17 protein-coding genes are annotated in these 18,372 nt (G+C 46.0%); 3 read left to right on the plus strand and 14 right to left on the minus strand.

Annotation, left to right across the window (positions count from 1 at the left end; all coding sequences use genetic code 11):
* Positions 1-52: 52 nt before the first annotated feature.
* The gene (locus CRO25_RS21010; protein ID WP_079696303.1) at positions 53-1,309 is read right to left on the minus strand and encodes an amidohydrolase; all 1,257 of its coding nucleotides are present in this window, start codon (positions 1,307-1,309) and stop codon (positions 53-55) included.
* 366 nt (positions 1,310-1,675) lie between these two features.
* Here CRO25_RS21010 and CRO25_RS21015 point away from each other — a divergent pair, with 366 nt between their 5' ends.
* The gene (locus CRO25_RS21015) at positions 1,676-2,041 is read left to right on the plus strand and encodes a VOC family protein (RefSeq protein WP_064636118.1); all 366 of its coding nucleotides are present in this window, start codon (positions 1,676-1,678) and stop codon (positions 2,039-2,041) included.
* Positions 2,042-2,170: 129 nt separating this feature from the next.
* On the opposite strand, the gene CRO25_RS21020 is transcribed toward CRO25_RS21015, so the two are convergent.
* From CRO25_RS21020 to CRO25_RS21055, 8 genes are all read right to left on the minus strand, one after another.
* Positions 2,171-3,394, minus strand: a complete 1,224-nt coding sequence (locus tag CRO25_RS21020) for a GNAT family N-acetyltransferase (protein ID WP_079696353.1) — start codon at positions 3,392-3,394, stop codon at positions 2,171-2,173.
* 255 nt (positions 3,395-3,649) lie between these two features.
* Positions 3,650-5,131, minus strand: coding sequence for a methyl-accepting chemotaxis protein (locus CRO25_RS21025; RefSeq protein ID WP_079696304.1), 1,482 nt, complete (start codon positions 5,129-5,131; stop codon positions 3,650-3,652).
* Between the two features lie 310 nt (positions 5,132-5,441).
* Positions 5,442-6,494 carry a pectate lyase gene (locus CRO25_RS21030; RefSeq protein ID WP_079696305.1) on the minus strand — a complete coding sequence of 351 codons (1,053 nt, stop codon included), beginning with the start codon at positions 6,492-6,494 and terminating at the stop codon, positions 5,442-5,444.
* Between the two features lie 198 nt (positions 6,495-6,692).
* Positions 6,693-7,835 carry a DUF4179 domain-containing protein gene (locus tag CRO25_RS21035; RefSeq protein ID WP_079696306.1) on the minus strand — a complete coding sequence of 381 codons (1,143 nt, stop codon included), beginning with the start codon at positions 7,833-7,835 and terminating at the stop codon, positions 6,693-6,695.
* On the minus strand, positions 7,825-8,373 hold the full coding sequence (locus tag CRO25_RS21040; RefSeq protein WP_240321406.1) for an RNA polymerase sigma factor: 549 nt from the start codon (positions 8,371-8,373) through the stop codon (positions 7,825-7,827). Before CRO25_RS21040 ends, CRO25_RS21035 begins: the two co-directional genes overlap by 11 nt.
* Before the next feature lie 140 nt (positions 8,374-8,513).
* A complete protein-coding gene (locus CRO25_RS21045; RefSeq protein WP_072734606.1) occupies positions 8,514-8,840 on the minus strand; it encodes a hypothetical protein in 327 nt (108 codons plus the stop codon).
* Positions 8,841-8,878: 38 nt separating this feature from the next.
* Positions 8,879-9,508, minus strand: coding sequence for an SMI1/KNR4 family protein (locus CRO25_RS21050; protein WP_179132224.1), 630 nt, complete (start codon positions 9,506-9,508; stop codon positions 8,879-8,881).
* A 35-nt stretch (positions 9,509-9,543) separates the two neighbouring features.
* Positions 9,544-9,993 (minus strand): DUF6386 family protein, encoded by a 450-nt coding sequence (locus tag CRO25_RS21055; RefSeq protein WP_079696307.1) that lies wholly within the window; start codon positions 9,991-9,993, stop codon positions 9,544-9,546.
* A 253-nt stretch (positions 9,994-10,246) separates the two neighbouring features.
* Here CRO25_RS21055 and CRO25_RS21060 point away from each other — a divergent pair, with 253 nt between their 5' ends.
* Positions 10,247-10,624: a PilZ domain-containing protein gene (locus CRO25_RS21060; RefSeq protein WP_063565385.1), complete on the plus strand. Its 378-nt coding sequence runs from the start codon at positions 10,247-10,249 to the stop codon at positions 10,622-10,624.
* Between the two features lie 67 nt (positions 10,625-10,691).
* Here CRO25_RS21060 and CRO25_RS21065 read toward each other — a convergent pair whose 3' ends face one another.
* Positions 10,692-12,038, minus strand: a complete 1,347-nt coding sequence (locus tag CRO25_RS21065) for a uracil/xanthine transporter (protein WP_079696308.1) — start codon at positions 12,036-12,038, stop codon at positions 10,692-10,694.
* Complete coding sequence (locus tag CRO25_RS21070; protein ID WP_079696355.1) at positions 12,035-12,619, minus strand: ankyrin repeat domain-containing protein; 585 nt, start codon at positions 12,617-12,619, stop codon at positions 12,035-12,037. Before CRO25_RS21070 ends, CRO25_RS21065 begins: the two co-directional genes overlap by 4 nt.
* A 184-nt stretch (positions 12,620-12,803) precedes the next feature.
* Between CRO25_RS21070 and CRO25_RS21075 the strand changes: the two genes are divergently transcribed.
* Positions 12,804-13,697, plus strand: a complete 894-nt coding sequence (locus tag CRO25_RS21075; RefSeq protein ID WP_063565383.1) for a LysR family transcriptional regulator — start codon at positions 12,804-12,806, stop codon at positions 13,695-13,697.
* A gap of 103 nt (positions 13,698-13,800) precedes the next feature.
* Here the strand turns inward: CRO25_RS21075 and CRO25_RS21080 are convergent, their stop codons facing one another.
* The 3 genes from CRO25_RS21080 to CRO25_RS21090 form a co-directional block, all read right to left on the minus strand.
* Positions 13,801-15,720, minus strand: a complete 1,920-nt coding sequence (locus tag CRO25_RS21080) for a beta-glucoside-specific PTS transporter subunit IIABC (RefSeq protein WP_079696309.1) — start codon at positions 15,718-15,720, stop codon at positions 13,801-13,803.
* Between the two features lie 127 nt (positions 15,721-15,847).
* A complete protein-coding gene (licT, locus tag CRO25_RS21085) occupies positions 15,848-16,699 on the minus strand; it encodes a BglG family transcription antiterminator LicT (RefSeq protein ID WP_053781440.1) in 852 nt (283 codons plus the stop codon).
* 234 nt (positions 16,700-16,933) lie between these two features.
* Complete coding sequence (locus tag CRO25_RS21090) at positions 16,934-18,358, minus strand: glycoside hydrolase family 1 protein (RefSeq protein WP_063565380.1); 1,425 nt, start codon at positions 18,356-18,358, stop codon at positions 16,934-16,936.
* Positions 18,359-18,372 lie beyond the last annotated feature (14 nt).

The raw sequence follows: 18,372 nt of genomic DNA on the forward strand, positions 1-18,372 counted from the left end.
TCCTTAACTGATATGTAAGTGAAAGCCTCTCCTTGGTTGTAGTTATATCTTTCTAGTGCGTCTTTGCCAATCTCTCCAGCAGTTCTACCGCAGGAGCCAACACTGCTTCATCAATATCGAATTCCGGATGGTGATGCGGAGCAGGCAGCTCGCTGCCAATAATCATATACGTTGCTTTCCCACCTTGTTCCTGTACGCGCCGAATCATGTAGCTGGCATCCTCACTTCCGAGTGAAGCACCATCCGAAATAGCCTCCGCATGGGTAAATCCTGCGATGCCCTCAGTTTGCTGCACAGCAAGCTCTGCAAGCTCCATATCACAGCGAATAGGGACTGCACCGCCGATGACTTCAACCGTGGAGCTTAACTCATGCATCGCCGCGCTGTACTCGATGATCTGACGCACCCGTCGCTCCAGCTCACGATTCGTTTCTTCTGTCGTTGAACGGGTTTCAATCACCATCCGTGCGTGCTCGGGAATAATATTGGACCCTGTTCCGCCTTCAAGAATACCCACATTAATGCGTGTATCTGCCGTGCTAAACCGAGGCAACGCATGAATATTAAGGAGTGCTGTAGAGGCTCCCAGCAAAGCATTCCGTCCTTCCTCCGGTGTAGCTCCTGCATGAGAAGACACACCTGTAAAATGGGCTTCCAGCTTGGTCGTTGCCAGGAATCCAGCAGACGCCCCTCTGACATGACCGGATGGCACACCTGTACCCAGATGTATGCAGAACAGACGGTCCACCTGTTCCAGCATGCCTTTTTCGACCATGGCATACGCACCACGCACACCTTCTTCAGCAGGCTGGAACAGCAGACGGATCTTCCCGGCGAACTTTCGGTTACTCAAACGTTCTGCAAGTGCAAGCCCAATGGCTGTATGTCCATCGTGCGCGCAAGCGTGCATAATGCCTTCATGACTGGAGCGAAATTGCCCCGCTTGTGGTATATGTTTGTCCGACTTGCTCTCACGGATCGGAAGTGCATCCATATCAAAGCGGAACGCCGTTGTTGGTCCTTCCTGTTCTCCATGCAACTCAGCGACAACCGCCGTAAATCCCCCTCGCATCTGCTGCACAATCGCTGGATCTGCCCCTTCATCAATGGCACGCTGATATGCATCTTCCAACACTTCAGGGTTTGGCAGACCTCGCCGCGATGTGTCATCAATCGCATCTTTTCCATAAGTCACACGGTAACCCAGTTCCGTTAACATCTGCACGACTTTGGTAGCCGTACGAAATTCGGTGAATCCCAGCTCGGGATGTTCGTGAAGGTCTCGTCGAAGCGCAATAATATCAATCATGGTCACTCACCTCTCTCATCAAGCTCTCTATTTCATCATTATGCATACACCTTTACACTACGAATTCTATATTATGGGTCGCTAATCCTGTTTCGCGATTCTTCTACACACATGCTTCACGCCCATACTGAGGGACCCTTCGTGTCACAGGATGCGATTGATCTGATTCAATAAAAAAAGTGCCCGCTCATTGAACGGCACTCTTAGCCGAACTGCCCAAGAATATTCTTGGGCAGTTTTTCGATTTCACTTTTAAGTGCAACTTCTATAGGCAAAGGTAACGTGGTATGGTAGGCCCACGCACAAGCTTATCGTATAATAAGCATAACGTTGATGAATATGGCGCAAAAAAAGGAGAAACTCATTATGTTGATTAGACTAAATTGGATCACACTGCGGGTACACGATCTGGAAGCATCGCTCCGCTTCTACCACGATTTGCTCGGGCTGCCGATTCAGCGCAGATTCGAAAGCCGTGGACGGCAGATCGCCATGCTCGGACCAGAAAATGAAACGAAGCTGGAACTGATTGAGGGCAGCGAAACCACACTCAAGCCAGAGGCCGGTGTTTCGATCGGTTATGAGGTAAGTTCACTGGACGAAGCCATGGAGCAACTCGCCGCATTAGGCATCCCGATTGTACGAGGCCCCGTCCAGCCCAATCCGCATCTGCGGTTTATTTACATTGCCGACCCAGATGGCTTCGAAGTGCAGTTGGCCGAACATGCATGATTAAAGCACAATTATTTTTGAGGCGAATCTAAATAAGTGTACGTTTCACGATGACTGACCTGTTGTGTGTGGAGCCAAACCTGCACGCGCACCCCACATAGGACGGCGTCAGCGCGCTGTTGTGCAAGTTTACAGCTTCATCCGACGCATTAGCGGCACACCTACGCGATTCAAAAGCCGTTCGAGCAGCAGCCAGCACCAGCGTCTGCTCATTGGCAGATGGCGCTCATACACGGCAGAGTACTCGAAATCCGACACAGCGCCACGGTTGCGTTTGAACTGTGCAGCACCAGCACTCTCATGCAACAGATGACCGTTCTCACGGGCCTGTCCAATCAGGCAAGCTGATAGCATACGGTACAGTCCGATAGACTGGGGTAGCGCCGTATCGTAACCGAACAACGGCGTTGTCATCACCCCATTCCGACAGAAGTATCCCATAATCGCATCTATACGCCCTTCCTTCCGTAGACCATACAAGGTCAGCGCTCCCGAAGCTTTTGCTGTGGCAATGAAATGTTCACTGAATTGCGGATTATCATAAGAGTATTTTTCAAGGTATAGCAGCTTGTACAGTTCCGCGATTCGCGAAATATCTTCCGCCGTCAGATTCGCTTCAGAAACAAATTCATATCCGTGCTTGGTCAACAATTCGTAATCCCGCTTCAGCAGCCAGCGCGACTTCGCATTGCCGAAATTCGGATCATTCGCCTGGTACAGATAGATTTGACGGCTCGGAATTAGTTGACAGCCTGCTTGCTTCAGCTCTCCCGTCAGATCGGAGTGAAGCCCTGGGCACAAGGAGCGAAATATGACGGCATGCTCAGGATAACGTTCCCTTACTGCTGCAAGCAGACAAACCGCCTGCTCTCCGGACATGGCTGGATACAGGTTTGTTGATAACAGCCAGTTGTTGATATGTACAACTTTGTTTATTTGTGATTGCCGCATTCCCCACCCCACCACACTGAGCAGCGCGGAAAGCCCTTTTTCCAGCAACGGTTTCCGAAGCATCGTCAACTCCTGCTTGGCGTACCGCACATAATGCGTATAAGGCGAACAAACGTAAGAATTTTCATACTCTGCATCATTTACCGTCAACGGAAGCACTAGATCGTCAATTCGAGCAATGAGTAAGGTTGTGTTTACATTTATAATGAAGTCCCGTGTCCCTTGTAACATGATGGGTTCCAAATACGCTCTTGCATCTCTACCATCCTCGGTGTTAGGCCAGTCCATATCTTGGAGCGAATTCCGATCATAGAAACGAACGCACCTATCGCGTCTTTCATTCTTCTCTGGATCTGTACGGTCGTGGCTATCCGACCTTTTTTCCTTTACTGCATTCTTCACGTTCTGCTCCCCCAATTACCCAAACTTCCTGCCATCAATTGTTTTTTACAAATTCCTATTCCTCCCATTATAGTGGGCCTGGATGAGCATCCACAATTGTTTCGTTAAAAACGGGCGGAGGGATAAGCCATCTAAAAACAAAAAAAGCCTGCCCCCACATCATGGTTGGAGACAGGCTCAGTAACTGAACTTCGAATATAAAATTGGTGTAATCAGGTGACTCCGATGCAGTAGGCTAGCTTCAGCCTAAGTATTTTACAGCGTACCCGTTGCAGAACCTACTTCGTCCTTATCCGATACCAACTCGTTCAGGTCCACAATCAGTTGCTCCAATTCTCCGAAGCTATCCACCATCTTCTGGGTCAGGTTGCGCTGTTCCTCCATACTGGCAAGAATTTCTTCCGTAGCAGCACTCGATTCCTGAGTCACACTTGAAATTTCTGAAACCTCATTAACCACTTTCGTAGAGGATTCCCTCATGGTGACTGAACTACTCTCGATATCTGCGGCCTGATTCAATACTTGCTGAGAATTGCTGTTGATCGTACGGAAAACTTCTTCTGCCGTTTGCACACTGTCTTTTCCTGCTTCCAAAGCGAGTCGAATACGCCCAAACCGATCCGTCAACGCCTGTGTCTGTCCTCTCAAACGGGACAAAATAGCAGCAATATCACTGGCCGAATGGCCGGAGTGTTCTGCCAGCTTGCGAACTTCCTCCGAAACGACTGCAAACCCACGTCCATGTTCACCTGCACGGGCTGCTTCAATCGCTGCATTGAGCGCAAGCAGATTCGTCTGGTTCGCAATATCCAAGATGCTGTTCAGCATTAGCGACATGGACTCACTTTCCTCGTTAAACTTACTCATATCATCGGCTGTGGTATTAATCGTTTCATACAGCTCCTGCATCTGAACATTCAGTTGATCCATCTGCGCACTGCCTGTTTCCGTGCTCGTTGCCATGCTGGCTGACAGTTCTTTCATCTGAAGTGAGTAGGAAGCAACATCGCGGATATGCTGATCCGACAAGGACAAGGACTCTGAAATTTCTGCTACACTAGTAGCCTGAAATTCAACGCCTTTGGCCACTTCACTGAATCCAAGCGTTACTTCATGGGTAATGGAGCCGGTGTCGGTTACTTTTTGCTTCAGTTGGTCCGTATAACGAGATAGGCCCTCTACAGATTCTTTGACCCTTACAAGCATTGTTTCCACTCTCATTTTGGAATGTTCCACCTCTTTCCAACGGGCCTCGCTATCCCAAAAGAGTCTTTGATTCAACTGGGAAACCATCATCAGAATAGCTCCCGTAAGCGCAAATAATCCTACATCAACAATATGGCCAATAAATTCCTCGGAGCTCTTTGTCTCCACCAGAACGACCTGAATAATACTGATGATAAACAACACGAAAAATCCGGTAGTGAACAGTTTCTTGTCGGGATAGAGCAACAATACTGAAGTGATGACCAGACTTAAAGTGATGTTAACACTTCCCCAGCCTGCATAGACTCCACAAACCGTAATCAGGAGTGTACAAAGCCACGGGATCACATGAATATACTTCTTTTTGATATTGGCGTACGTTACCCAACCGGTGAATAAAATAGCTACCCCACTCGAAACAAGCAGCTTGGGTTCCAGAAAGGCCATACCAAAACCGATGGCAACAATAACCCACAGGATGATACAGATCAGCTTGTTCCTTTTCCAGATGATTTCGTCATAACGATTCATGAATTTCCCGTCCTTTTTATCAATTAAATACGATGGTGAAACATTTCTGTACTATCTTTTATCAGTCTTTGGTCCTTGCTTATGAATAAATCGCAAAGTCCTAGGGCTTTGTTATAGTACATTAGGTCTTCATAAACATGAAAACACACTTAATGTATATCGGAATTTTATTATAAATTTTTAATATATGAAGGAATATAATATGTACTTATATTTCAGGAATTTCATTTGGTTTTCTCCATAGTAAAAAAATAGTAAAAACCCGCATCAGGGATACGGGCTTTCACATGTTAAGAAGATCAGCTACCTTTTATTTCCCGAACACAAGTGTGTTGTTAGACGAACCTGCATACTTGGTGACAAACTCACGGGCATAACTGGCTGTCTGTACTTCATAGCTGTAGTTGGAGCTCGGTCTCCAACTCGTTTGAGGAGAGGATGGACTGCTTAACGCAGGTGTGCTGCCTGTATCCGTAAATTCCCCGTTTCCTTTATCATCCAGAATGCCGCCTTTTTCAGCGCCTGCACCGAAATAATTGTTTTCAGAATAAATGCGTGCTTTCTCGCTAATGGTAATCGCCTGGTTAAAGTTGTTCGCGTAATTGTTTTTGATATGGAAATAACCGTATCTCATGAGACCAGGACCACGTACATACAGGTTTTCAAAATAGTTATTAGCCATCGTTACATGAGGTACACCATTATAGCTGCTGTTGCCATCATTCGGGTATCCGAGAATAATTCCGTATTTGTGGTTTGCAAATTTGGAATTGCTGATCGTTATATAATCTGCGCGATCCCCAATGTACAGGAGCTTGTCCAGATCACTGCCGCTCGAGCTGTAGCTGTGGCCGGAGAACGTCACGTGATCAATCCAGTAGTTGGAGCCAGAAGTAATATACATCTGGATATCGTCGTTAGCATTAATATTGGAAGCGTGTTCAAAAGTCAGATTCTGAAAAATGACATTACTTGAGCTGGACGTCGATCTGAAATGAATGTTCGTCAGTGTGTGTTTATCAAAAGAGCCTACCAACGTTTTGTTCGATCCAAATTCGACTTTCTGCAAGGTAGAGGAAGAAATATTTTGTTCAATAACCAGTATTTCAGCTGTTGTGCCTGCCATATGTGTTCGCAGATCGTTCAGATTGCTGATGTAGATGACCTGACCGTTCTTACCACCTGTCGTGGCTGATTTGGATACACCACTCTCATTTTTGGCGTTACCGGCAAAACCCGTTAAACCATTGGTGCCTGTGTTGGGATAACTGGCCGCACCATATGTAGCGGGTGCCGTAGAGACCGTGGAGACTGTCAATAATAACAGTGTTACAGCGAGTAAAAGAATCGAAAATTTCTTCAAAATTTCACCATCCTTTATAATTTTATCCTGCAAGACAAGTTGATTATATCGTGTAACATCAGATGTGACAATACAAAAATTGCAATTTAACCAATATTTTTATTTTTTTGCAACAGCAGTCCCCGTATAAGAAAAATGAAAAGACGACACAAAGTCATCTGCAAAAACCATGAATTTGTATCGCCCTTCTTCTGAATCCTATTTGATTTTCAGTTCCAGCTTGTGTTTCTCGGCTTCCTGCAAATCATCGTAAACTTTGCCGGGTTCACCGTGAAGTTTTAATACCAGAGATTGGGGGGCATCCAGCAGATTACTACTGAAGGAATAGATCATCCCATCTTCCGTCCCGTTACCTGACACACGGGACAACAAGGTCTTCTGCCTGTCCTTGGTGGTGGATACAATCTCGGTAGGGTTGACCACATCACTGACAGAGAGTTTGGTTTTATAATCAATCTTTTGATTAGGTTCATAGATAAATCTTACCCGTGTCACAAGTGGAGATACCTCTGCTTCAGATAACATTACCTCATGACCGCCAATCGTAAATAACTGATTAAGTTTGATCTTCTCGGTCTTGGGCACCGAAAATTTAGGGTCCAGATCGAAGCTCACTTCCATCGGTTTCGAAAATTGGTATTTGGTATCTTTTTTAACCTTATTCGTGTCAGTCAGCAGATCAGGAACTACAGATGAAATGCGAAAATTGAACTTCACTTGTCCAGGAAGCGGTGTATTCCCATCCATTTCAACGGTGCTACGTCCATAAAGTGTATACTTTCCATTGGAGCTATACAGACTGCTTATACCGCCATTGCCAAATGATTGGTTCGTCATGCCATTGACCATACTCGTTTTGGGAACCGAATATATCTCCTGGGAAGCATCCGTCTGGGCTGTATACAATACAATCATCTTGTTTTCATCCGCCATCACAGCATTGACGGTTAATTGATATATTCCTGATTTCACAGAACGATTCACGAGCTGTACATAACCATTGTTAATTGCAGATGTAATCGTGTTTCCGTCTACATCTTTTCCAGCCAACTCCCGAAAAGGTTCAAGAACTCCCCAATTCTGTGCAGGCTGGCTGTACATTGCCTGTTGTGGTGTAGAACCGCCAAGCGGACCCAGCAGCAGCCAACCGGCTGCCAGAGCGGTTACGAGCACCGCCGTAATCCACTTTAATTGCACATGACCTGTCATTCGCCGGGTTCTGGCCTTTGCCAGACCTCGCTGAATGGCAAAGGCCGCATCCGCTGGATTCAATTGTTGTCTCTCCAGCTTAGCCTGGGAAGCATCTGCAAAAAGTGCATGTTCCTCCGGACTAGTTGTCATGCCAATCCCCCCTGTTCTTCATCTGTTTCCGTAACAGTTCCAACCCTTTATGCTGCCAGGTCTTGATGGTGCCCTCCGGTTTGCCAAGAATGGAGGCAATCTCAATTGACGTCATGTCGTTATAGTATTTCAACAGTAATACATGGCGGTATTTTGGTTTTATTTTCTCAAGCATGGACCACATTGCAAGTCTGTTATCGCTGCGTCCTCCAATGGCAGACTCGGATATCGCCTCCTCCAACCCATCGCTTGGCAGTGGTGTAGCCCGTTTGCGACGCCTTTGTTCATCAATGCACACATAGATCAGAATACGAATAATCCATGATTTGAACGCCTTCTCATTTTTCAGAGAGCGACGCTTGATCCAGGCCCGGCATGTCATCTCCTGCACCGCTTCGAGCGCATCGTGACGATTACGCAGGTAACTGTAGGCAATGGAGATCAGCGTGTCCTGATGCTCCATGATGGATTGGACAAATGCCGTCTCGTCTTCGCTCTGTACAAACAGCATCTTTTTCATCTCGGCTTTGGTTTCCACCCTGCAATCCCCTCCTTCTCTCTCTTTCTGTGGTTTAAGACGGATGAACAAGCCAAACCGTTTTTTATTTATTTTCCATCACAAAAAAGCCCCACCTAATCCTGAGGAGGAAGCTCTTGTATTGATTTCCGCATCATTATTTAAAGTTCAAACCATTCCAGCTCAGCGTCATCCTGATTCGTAGCTGCTCCCATCTGCCTTAGCCAGTTTGCTGCGAATTCACCTCCTACATGAAACAGACAATATATGTATAACTCTCCCTCTACAATCTCATTCATTCCCGATGCCACTTCAATCGAGACTTGTAGAGCTTCAGGCCAGGGCGAACCCTCCTGAAGCAACGCAAACCCATCTTCATAATGCTCCAACTTATACAAGTCTGAGAAGGTTAAGGACTCCGCCAGTCGCTTCACAATCCGAGGCAAAATGACAGGATTTGTTGTTCTGATGCCATATTCCCAGCCCACATGGTACCTCCTTTAATCTAAAAGTTAGCTAAAGGCTACTACTCTTGCTCATTCAATTCATTGATCGAGCGGTCCAGCCACAATTCATACCAGTCGAGAAAACCCAGCCGCTCCGCGTTGCCCATATAATGATCCGGATAAATCCCATTACTGTTCGCTCGATCATCGGTCCAGATCTCTCCGTAGGACAATCCCTTCACGATCAGATTGAGCGAGACGCCACATCCAAAATCACTGATTCGCAGCATCCCTGCCGACCATTTCGGATCATAATACTCATGTTCAAGCGCTGCCCACTCGTCCTCTTCTTTGCTGTCGTCGTACCAGTCCACATCCCAATTCCAGGATTCCACATGTGGAAACGGCTCAGAAATTGCATTCAACTCATCATCATAATTCATCACCAAATATATGCCGTTCTCCGGCTTTTCCAGCCCATAATAAGGACCTGTACCACCACTTCCAATCCCAAGCAAAAAAGCTTGATACTCTTCAGGCAGCGCTATCTTCCATTTCTGTTCAAAAGCTTTAATTTCGTCCAATGTCCATACCGGAGCTATCTCATATTGATGATTCTCTGCCCCAAACAGATTCCGCTTCGGGTCCAGAGTCTGGAGTTTGTTCAACTTTCCCTGTATGCGTTCCAACTGTACCTTATACATTTCCATATCCATATGCCTCCTTCCATCACGGACTTATAACGTCAGATGCGGATCAAGTCATTCAAACTATTTTCGCTTTGCAGACTTGGTTTGATGGTAATCCATATTTGATTGCTTTCCCTCAATATCATGCACGCATAATTTCCGGGCTCTATCTGGAGCAACACGCCGCCGCACGATTCATCGGGCTCCAATTCACCCCCACTTACATCATCGGCAGCCCCCAGATACACGTTACCAGAAGGGACACGTAGATGGTATACCGGTGCAGTCTTCAGTTCCTTCCCCGCATCATCCAGACTCCATGTCACCTCATACTGTCCATCTTCACCTAGGTTCAAAAACAAACAGTTGCCTGCATTTACCTCTGTCAGTTCATCCTCTGCAATAGACCACCAGTCCGGTGTATCTTCAACACGATGTTTTAGCGCCGCCAAATCATACAGGCACAGTGCTGCCGTATCCGTGAAGATCTGAAATTTCCCGTTCATGTTTCATCTCTCCCTTCCTTATTCAAAATAAACACCCGTTCCTTTCCCAACTGATCCAGGTGAGAAATCCGAACCATATCCAACCATTATATCAAGCCGTACACATGGGTTAAAGGAACCTCGGGGCTATCCGTGATCCTGTTGCACTTGTAGAAAATTGAAGATGTTAGCAAACAAGCTTAATCTCTTCATTTTTTTAGCAAAATTGACGATATAATCATAACTGACTTTTTTTGATTTTGTGGAGGAAATCATGGCTATCAACCTTAGAAGAGAACCTTTTCGCTATACTTTAAAGGAACCGATAATGTTCGAAATTTTTATACTCAGCATTAACGGCGCCTCAGCACCACCCAAACCCATTCAAGCGGAATTATGCGATATCAGCCGATCCGGTTGTCAGCTTTCATTTCCGTTAAATCTGCATGTGGAGTCCAATAACATCCGAATCGGCATGAACTTGCTGCTTTTTGAAGACCCCTTGTATTTGGAAGGAACGCTGCGCTGGGGCAAAGAAGAAAATAACCAATGGCACTACGGCGTACAGCTGGAGATCCAGCAAGGCAATCATGAGCGTTTATCCAGAGAAATGAGAATGCTTGCGGGGCAAGGCAAAATTATGGTGAAGTAACCCGGGAAGCACGAATCTAACAAAAAAAACAGCCCGGTGAACCGGACTGTTTCAATATTTTAAATTTTCAGGCTGCTTTGGTAGCAGTCGTAGTATTGTCCATCTTGGACCAATCCACTGTGGTTTCGAGCAAAAGTGACACCACAACCCCAATGACAAGCCCATTGCTAATGATCGGAATGAGATACATGGGCAGAGCATGAAACGCTTCAGCAGGGATGTTCATTACAGCAACACCTGTAAGAACAGGCAGTGCCACACGATAGATGGTTTTGGAATTAAAGGTGGTGCCTTCAAGTGTTCTTAGGGCTGTACCAAACATTTGCAAATAGGCTACAAACAGCACAGCACTCCCTACACTGGGAGGAATTTGTGCGAAAAAGGCTGTCACAGAAGGTGTAAGTCCCAATATACATAACATGCCTGCTCCAACAACAAACGCAGCCCGTTTCAGAATGCGGGTGCTCTCCAGAAAACCAATCGAAGAAGCAAATAATCCGAACGGCAGCACACCTACAAACGCAGATAACATGGTGAACAATCCCGTGAGCATGTACGATCGTTTATATTGTTGGCTGGTCGTTTGCACTCCATATATTTTTTCGACGGAGCTTAATGTGGTGATGGAGTTCGTCATATTCACCAGCCCAACAAAAAAAGCTGTGATGACGATTCCCGGTTCCCACTTCGGCGTCCCCCATGGAAACCAGGAAAACAGGTTTAAATCCTGTTGACCTGATGCTCCTGCATGCTGTCCAGGGAACACAAAACTGTAGGCAATCCCCCCCGTCACGATGCCAATCAGGATGGAATAGTTGCCAAGCTTGCCTTTTCCCTTAAGCTGGATTAAGGCCACAAGAAACGCAATAGCAACGGACAACGCCGCTACAGGCAGGTTGAATGTGCGAAACTCGGTGTATCCAACCATGCCTTTGAAGAAATTCATGGTCAATTGAATCGTCATCAGAAATAACATCGCACTCTTGACCATTGGTGTGAACAGCTTCTGAAGCACATGCGCCGCTCCAAGCCCGCCAAGGATCATCATCGTCAGCCCAGCTAACAGGAAACCCGCAGCCAGTCCTCCCCCAATACGTTCCAAACTCATTCCTGCCGATGAAGCCGAGGCCGTTAAGCTTAGCGTCAGCCCCCACCATAACCCCGAGGGACCATCCATCACGGCATAACGATGGCCAAAGAACGCCTGTAATATACACACAGCCCCGGTAAGCAAAAAAGCATGCTGCATCGACGCAGCAATGGCCTCCGGTGAAAGCTGGAAATTGTGTCCGATGGATAACGGCACCACCACTGTGTTGGTAAACAGGAAGAAAAACCACTGAATACCTGCCAATGCAAGCGATGACGCACCCTTTAAATTATTTTGCAAAGATTGCTCTTGATGTCTGTTCATGATTGGGTTAACATTCGCTCCATTTCTTTATAATGATGCCTCCGGGCATGCGCAAATGCTGTAACGCCGTCCCGGTCAGCAATGGAAGGATCGGCACCATATTGCAAAAGCAATGCTACGATCTGCTGATGGCGAGTGCCGCCATCCCCCAGAATGACCGCTTCCAGCAAAGCTGTCCAGCCCAGATTGTTGATATGGTTCACATCCACATCCGTGCATTTTAGAAGGATCTCCACAATATCGACATGACCTCGATCTGAAGCAGGAATAAGAGCTATGCCACCAAACCGATTCGTAATCCGGGTATCAGCACCTGCTTTTATAGCCAGTTCGACCATTTTACGCAAACCTTCCGCACTGGCATACAGCAGCATGTTCTCCAGTCGTTGATCCTGGATGTTCACATCCGCTCCCGCTTCAATAAGCATACTTGCCGTCTCTGGCTTGTTGCCATGTACCGCGGCCATCAGAGGCGTCCGTCCTCGCGCATCCCGGGCATTCACTCCGGTTCCTTGTGCGATAAACCGCAGCACATCATCTGTATGTCCAGCTTCAGCAGCTGCATGTATTGTTTTCAGCATCGCACCTTCACCCTCCAATTCGTCGTCATCCTCACGGCATATATTCGATAGATCATAATCGACATGTGTGATTTGCAGTGTTTAAATCTTATGTATGGTAACATAGGATGTAAGTATAATAAAAATACATGTTTTGTTGGTTTCCCATATGAAAATCATATCGCTGCAAATAAGGAGAACACACGTGGATATCAAACAATGTCGCTATTTCATCGCGATTGCCGAGGAGAGACAGATCACGGCGGCAGCGCGCAGATTACACATGGCTCAGCCTCCTTTAAGCCAGCAGCTCAAGCTGATGGAAGACGAGCTCGGCGTGGCTTTGTTTGAACGCAAAGGACGCAGCATGGAGCTGACACAGGCGGGTCGAAGCTTCTATGATTATGCGGTCACAATGACCAAATATATGGAAGAAGCCGTCATGGAGATGCAAAGCTTCAGGTATGGCATTCGGGGCAAGCTGTCGCTTGGCATTAATACCATTTCAGATCGTTTGATCCCACAGGCGCTCCAGCAGTTTCGGACAACACACCCTCAGGTGACTTATAAAATTCAGCAAAATGAATCTGCACAGCTCTGCCAGCTCTTGGGTGAAGGCAAAATTGAGCTTGCCTGTGTACGGATGCCTGTCAAAACAGAGCAATATGAAGTGCTGCATCTACCGCAGGAAGCTCTCTTCTATATTTCCTCCACACCACTGAAGTCAGCGGATGAGCGCGGGATTTATTTTCAAAAGCTGGCCGATATCCCTCTCTTGCTTCCTAGCACTGAAGGACTCGGGATGTTCGAACTGATATTACAGAAATTCCGTGAGCATCACGTGAACCCTTCGATTGCGGGCGAATGCTCGGATATTAACATGTTGTTGGAACTTGTGCGACTCGGTTTTGCAAGCTCCATCGTGCCCCATACGGTTCTTCAGCTTTATCATGAGCATCCGTTCCATATCTATCGTATTCAAGATGCGCAATCTAACGTAGATTCTGCGCTTGTGTGGCATCGCAATCGTCATCTTTCCAAGCCCGCGCAGCACTTTGTACAATTGGTTCAGGAGCTGCTGCCTTCTCGCTCGGTGTAGTGTCCAGCAAATATCAGCCATGAAGAATATCGCCCATATACTAAAAAGCAGCAGCCTTGCCGGAATAATTCCATCCGGAAAGACTGCTGCTTTTCGATGTTCGTTAAGCTTTTGCCGTGAACAACAATTCTTTTTCCTTAATCGTTGTACGTCCGGCAGACTCAATTGAATTATATTGATGCATGTTCGTAATGATGACCGGCGTAATCGTTGTATAACCGGCTTTTTCGATTTCTTCCCGGTCGAATTCCATCAGTACATCACCAACGGCAACCTTCGCTCCTGCTTGAACTTTAGGCGAGAAGAATTGACCTTTCAGTTTCACGGTATCAATCCCGATGTGAATGAGCATCTCAGCGCCATTGTCACTTACCAAACCGATAGCGTGTCCACTCTTCGACAACGAGAATACTGTACCGTTAATTGGGGAAACCACACGGCCTTCCGACGGCTGAATCGCAAAACCTTTACCCATAATCTCTTCGGAGAATGCAGGGTCTGGAACTTCACTTAGTGATTTAACTTCACCAGTAATTGGGCTAAATACATCTTGATCCAGCACTTTAGTTTCTTCAACAGCAGTTAATGCGGAAGCAGAAGTCGTTGCTGCTGGTGTTGTAGGCTCAGCAGCTGGCGTAGCTTCAGCCGATTGTGGAGCATTGTCTTCTTGGAAACCAAGGATGTACGTCAGTACTGCTGCTGCTACGATGGCAATCAAACCACCAGCCAGAGCGTAGAGTAACGTGCTAATTGCCGGACTGATAAATGCTGCAATACTTGGCAGACCCACTAGACCTGTAAGTACATAAGCTTTAACATTGACGATCCCCATGAATCCACCTGCAACAGCTCCACCGATCAGGGCAGCAATAAATGGTTTTTTGAACTTCATATTGATCCCGTACATTGCCGGTTCCGTAATCCCCATAATAGCCGTAAGACCTGTGGAATAAGCAAGCGATTTAGTTTTACCATTTTTCGATCTAAGACCAACACCAAATGCTGCACCACCTTGTGCCAAGTTAGCTGCAAACATCAGTGGAATAATAAAATCGTAACCGAGTGATGTCATCGAACCAACAATGATCGGCAGCAGTGCATAGTGCATACCCGTAATGATCAGAAGTGACATCGTACCACCAATCAAGATACTTGCGAATATAGACATATTGTCGAACAACCAGGAAATACCACCTGACAAACCATTACCGAGCACTGTACCCAATGGTCCAACTGTCATCAAGGTCAGAGGAACCATAATTAACAGGGTAACCGTTGGAACAATCAGAAGCTTAAGTGAAGCATGTGTAACACGATCAACCGCTTTCTCTACATAGGAAGCAATCCAGATTGCGAGAATAATTGGAATAACCGTAGAAGAATAGGTTGCTGCTATAACCTTAATGCCCACAAATGTGGTGTCACCATTGGCAAGCAAGGCTGTAATCGTCGGATGCATAATCCCCGCTGCCAACGCTGCAGCAATATACATATTGCTACCGAGCTTACGTGCAGCACTGATCGCCAGAATGATCGGCAGGAAGTAGAATGCACCATCACCGATAGCAGATAAAATGATATAAGTTGAACTGGTATCAGACAACCAACCTACAGCTACCAGGATTGCCACGATCCCTTTGATCATACCGGCACCTGTAATCGCTGGCAGAATCGGCGTGAATATTCCGGAAATAAAGTCGAACAATGCACTTACTGGATTTCTCTTTTTCTTAACCCCAGTCGAAGTACCGGTTGATCCAGCGTCTGCATTCGGGGATTTGGACATGTTGCCTACAAGTGCATTATACACAACGGGCACATCGTTCCCGATAATGACCTGGAACTGTCCGCCATTCTCCATAACGCCCATCACGCCAGGTGTATTTTTCAGCGTCGCTTTGTCCGCTTTTTTGTTGTCATTCAGGTTAAACCGGAGTCTTGTCATACAGTGTGTGACTTGATCGATGTTCTCTTCGCCACCAACAAGCTTCAGAATATCCTTGGACAATTGTTGTTTATCCATTGTGTTTTGCTCCTTTTATGTGTAATGAAGGTTAAAAAAAAACCTAAACACTGAATAATGACAAAGCAGTTTCAGCTTATCATTATTCAACGTTTAGGTTTTGCCTTTTTTGCAGTAACAATCCCAATTATTCAATTGTTTGTTCAGTTCTGACAACTCGTTCAATATGAATGGTCAGATATAGGATTTCTTCCTTGGATAAGACCCGGCTATAGATCTTGCGAGTATAGTCGTTAATCTTACAGGCACAAGCATGTGCCTCAGGATATTGTTTGCTCACAAGGTCATGAAGCGGATTATCTGCTTCCTTATCTTCAATCGCTGTACCGTGTAGTACGCGCTGAGCAAAGAACTTCAAATGTGTCAGGAATCGATAATAACTCAGCGAATCCTCATCCAGCTCAATGACAAAGCTGCGTCGTACAATGTTGAGTATATCTTTTACGATATTCGTAATGCTGATGGTTTCTCTCATCTCACCGTTCATCTGGGCATTGACTAGATGCATTGCGATGAATGCGCATTCGTCTTCAGGAAGCAGGACACCCAATGTTTCTTCAATAATCTGAAGTGCCTTGAGCCCAATGGCATATTCCTTGCGGTACATGCGCTTGATCTCCCAGAATAATGCATTACGAATCTGCAAGCCTTGACGATGCCGGTCAATGGCAAAATGAATATGATCCGTAAGTGAAATGTAGATGCTTTCATGAAGCTTCTCACCCAACACGGTCTCGGCGTAACGAATAATCTCATCCGAGCATTCAACATATTCAACTGGAATATCAGACAGAAGCGTTTTCAGTTTCTGCGATACTTCCTTGCTTTCCAATGAGAATATTTTTTCGACCAGACTGTCGTCTATCGTTTCACCAGTATGCTTTTTGAAGGCTATGCCCCGTCCCATGACGACCAGTTCGTTTCCTCCTGGATCAATCACAGTAACTACATTGTTGTTCAGCACCTTCTCAATTTTCATTTCTTCACATCACCTTGCACCGTCAAAGTAGTAAAAGGCAAAACCAAAGCTGGTCATGATACACATGCCCCGCTTCTGGTTTTGCCTGATTGAACAGTAACAATCCAGTATTCATTAGCCTTAGGCCCATCTTACCATATAATTATCCATCTGACAATGTTTTTGTGAAAGCGGTTAATGTGCTTGAATATGACACAAGAAGATGCTGCCCACATATGTCTTTGGAACTAGAAATTAATGGTTTTCGGATTTTAGACTTGCGCCGTTTGTATCAATAACTTCTTTGTACCAATGGAATGATTTTTTCTTGTAACGATCCAGGGTACCTGATCCATCATTGTTACGGTCCACATAGATGAAGCCATAGCGTTTCTTCATTTCTGCTGTGGATGCACTCACCAGATCGATGCAGCCCCATGAGGTATAACCCATGACTTCAACGCCGTCTTCAATCGCTTCACCCACTTGCACCAAGTGATCATTCAGGTATTGAATCCGGTAATCATCATTCACTGTTTTATTGCCATTTTCGTCTGTGATCAGCTCATCGACTGCACCCAAACCATTTTCGACAATAAACAGCGGTTTTTGATAACGATCCCAGTATTTATTCAGCGTTACGCGCAGGCCTTGCGGGTCAATCTGCCATCCCCATTCACTTGCTTTGAGGTAAGGGTTCTGTACACCTGCAAACAGATTTCCTTTACCTTCAACACGTTTCTGTGGGTCACCTGTCTCACAAATACTTACATAGTAACTGAATGAGATGAAGTCCACCGTATGTTTCAGAATTTCAGCATCGCCATCTTCAAACTTGATGTTGATATTATTCGCTTTGAAGTAACGATTGATGTATTTCGGATAATAGCCACGTGCATGAATATCGGCAAAGATGTCATTCCGCTGTTCTGCATGCATTGCAGCTACAACATCATCCGGATTTGGTGTCAATGGATAGGTTGGCATACTGAGTACCATACAGCCAATTTTCGCTTCAGGCATAATCTCATGACCCAGTTTAACTGCCAGCGCACTTGCCACCAGCTCATGGTGGATTGCTTGGTACAGATCCTGTTTGGACAGTTCCGCTTTTGGTGTGAAAATGCCGCCACTCATGAATGGTTCTTCCAGAATGGAGTTAATTTCATTAAACGTCAGCCAGTATTTTACTTTGCCTTTGAAACGGTTAAACAGCACGGTTACATAACGCTCGTAGAAATCAATCATTTTACGGTTAACCCAGCCATCATACGTTTTGGACAAATGCAGCGGTGTCTCATAATGAGAGATCGTTACGAGGGGTTCAATCCCGTATTTGTGGCACTCGTCAAACAGGTCATCATAGAACTGCAGACCTTTTTCGTTTGGCTCCAATTCATCGCCTTTAGGGAAAATACGGGACCAGGCAATGGATGTGCGGAATACTTTGAAGCCCATTTCAGCAAACAATTTAACGTCCTCTTTGTAACGGTTGTAGAAATCAATACCGATCAATTTCAGGTTATCCTCTGTCGGTCCTTCCGTTCTTGGCGTCGTAATCCCATGCGGCATTACATCCTGAACAGACAGGCCTTTGCCATCTGTATTGTAGGCTCCTTCGAGCTGATTGGCTGCGACTGCGCCGCCCCATAGAAAATCCTTCGGAAATGGTGTTGTCATATCTGTCATTCCTC

Origin of the sequence: Paenibacillus sp. RU5M (assembly GCF_900221055.1) — a bacterium.
Lineage (GTDB): Bacteria > Bacillota > Bacilli > Paenibacillales > Paenibacillaceae > Paenibacillus > Paenibacillus marchantiae.

Coding starts and splice junctions, on each gene's coding strand:
- CRO25_RS21010 (WP_079696303.1), bottom strand. CDS start 1,309: ATGATTGATATTATTGCGCTTCGACGAGACCTTCACGAACATCCCGAG.
- CRO25_RS21015 (WP_064636118.1), top strand. CDS start 1,676: ATGTTGATTAGACTAAATTGGATCACACTGCGGGTACACGATCTGGAA.
- CRO25_RS21025 (WP_079696304.1), bottom strand. CDS start 5,131: ATGAATCGTTATGACGAAATCATCTGGAAAAGGAACAAGCTGATCTGT.
- CRO25_RS21035 (WP_079696306.1), bottom strand. CDS start 7,835: ATGACAACTAGTCCGGAGGAACATGCACTTTTTGCAGATGCTTCCCAG.
- CRO25_RS21050 (WP_179132224.1), bottom strand. CDS start 9,508: ATGGAAATGTATAAGGTACAGTTGGAACGCATACAGGGAAAGTTGAAC.
- CRO25_RS21055 (WP_079696307.1), bottom strand. CDS start 9,993: ATGAACGGGAAATTTCAGATCTTCACGGATACGGCAGCACTGTGCCTG.
- CRO25_RS21060 (WP_063565385.1), top strand. CDS start 10,247: ATGGCTATCAACCTTAGAAGAGAACCTTTTCGCTATACTTTAAAGGAA.
- CRO25_RS21065 (WP_079696308.1), bottom strand. CDS start 12,038: ATGAACAGACATCAAGAGCAATCTTTGCAAAATAATTTAAAGGGTGCG.
- CRO25_RS21070 (WP_079696355.1), bottom strand. CDS start 12,619: ATGCTGAAAACAATACATGCAGCTGCTGAAGCTGGACATACAGATGAT.
- CRO25_RS21080 (WP_079696309.1), bottom strand. CDS start 15,720: ATGGATAAACAACAATTGTCCAAGGATATTCTGAAGCTTGTTGGTGGC.
- licT (WP_053781440.1), bottom strand. CDS start 16,699: ATGAAAATTGAGAAGGTGCTGAACAACAATGTAGTTACTGTGATTGAT.
- CRO25_RS21090 (WP_063565380.1), bottom strand. CDS start 18,358: ATGACAACACCATTTCCGAAGGATTTTCTATGGGGCGGCGCAGTCGCA.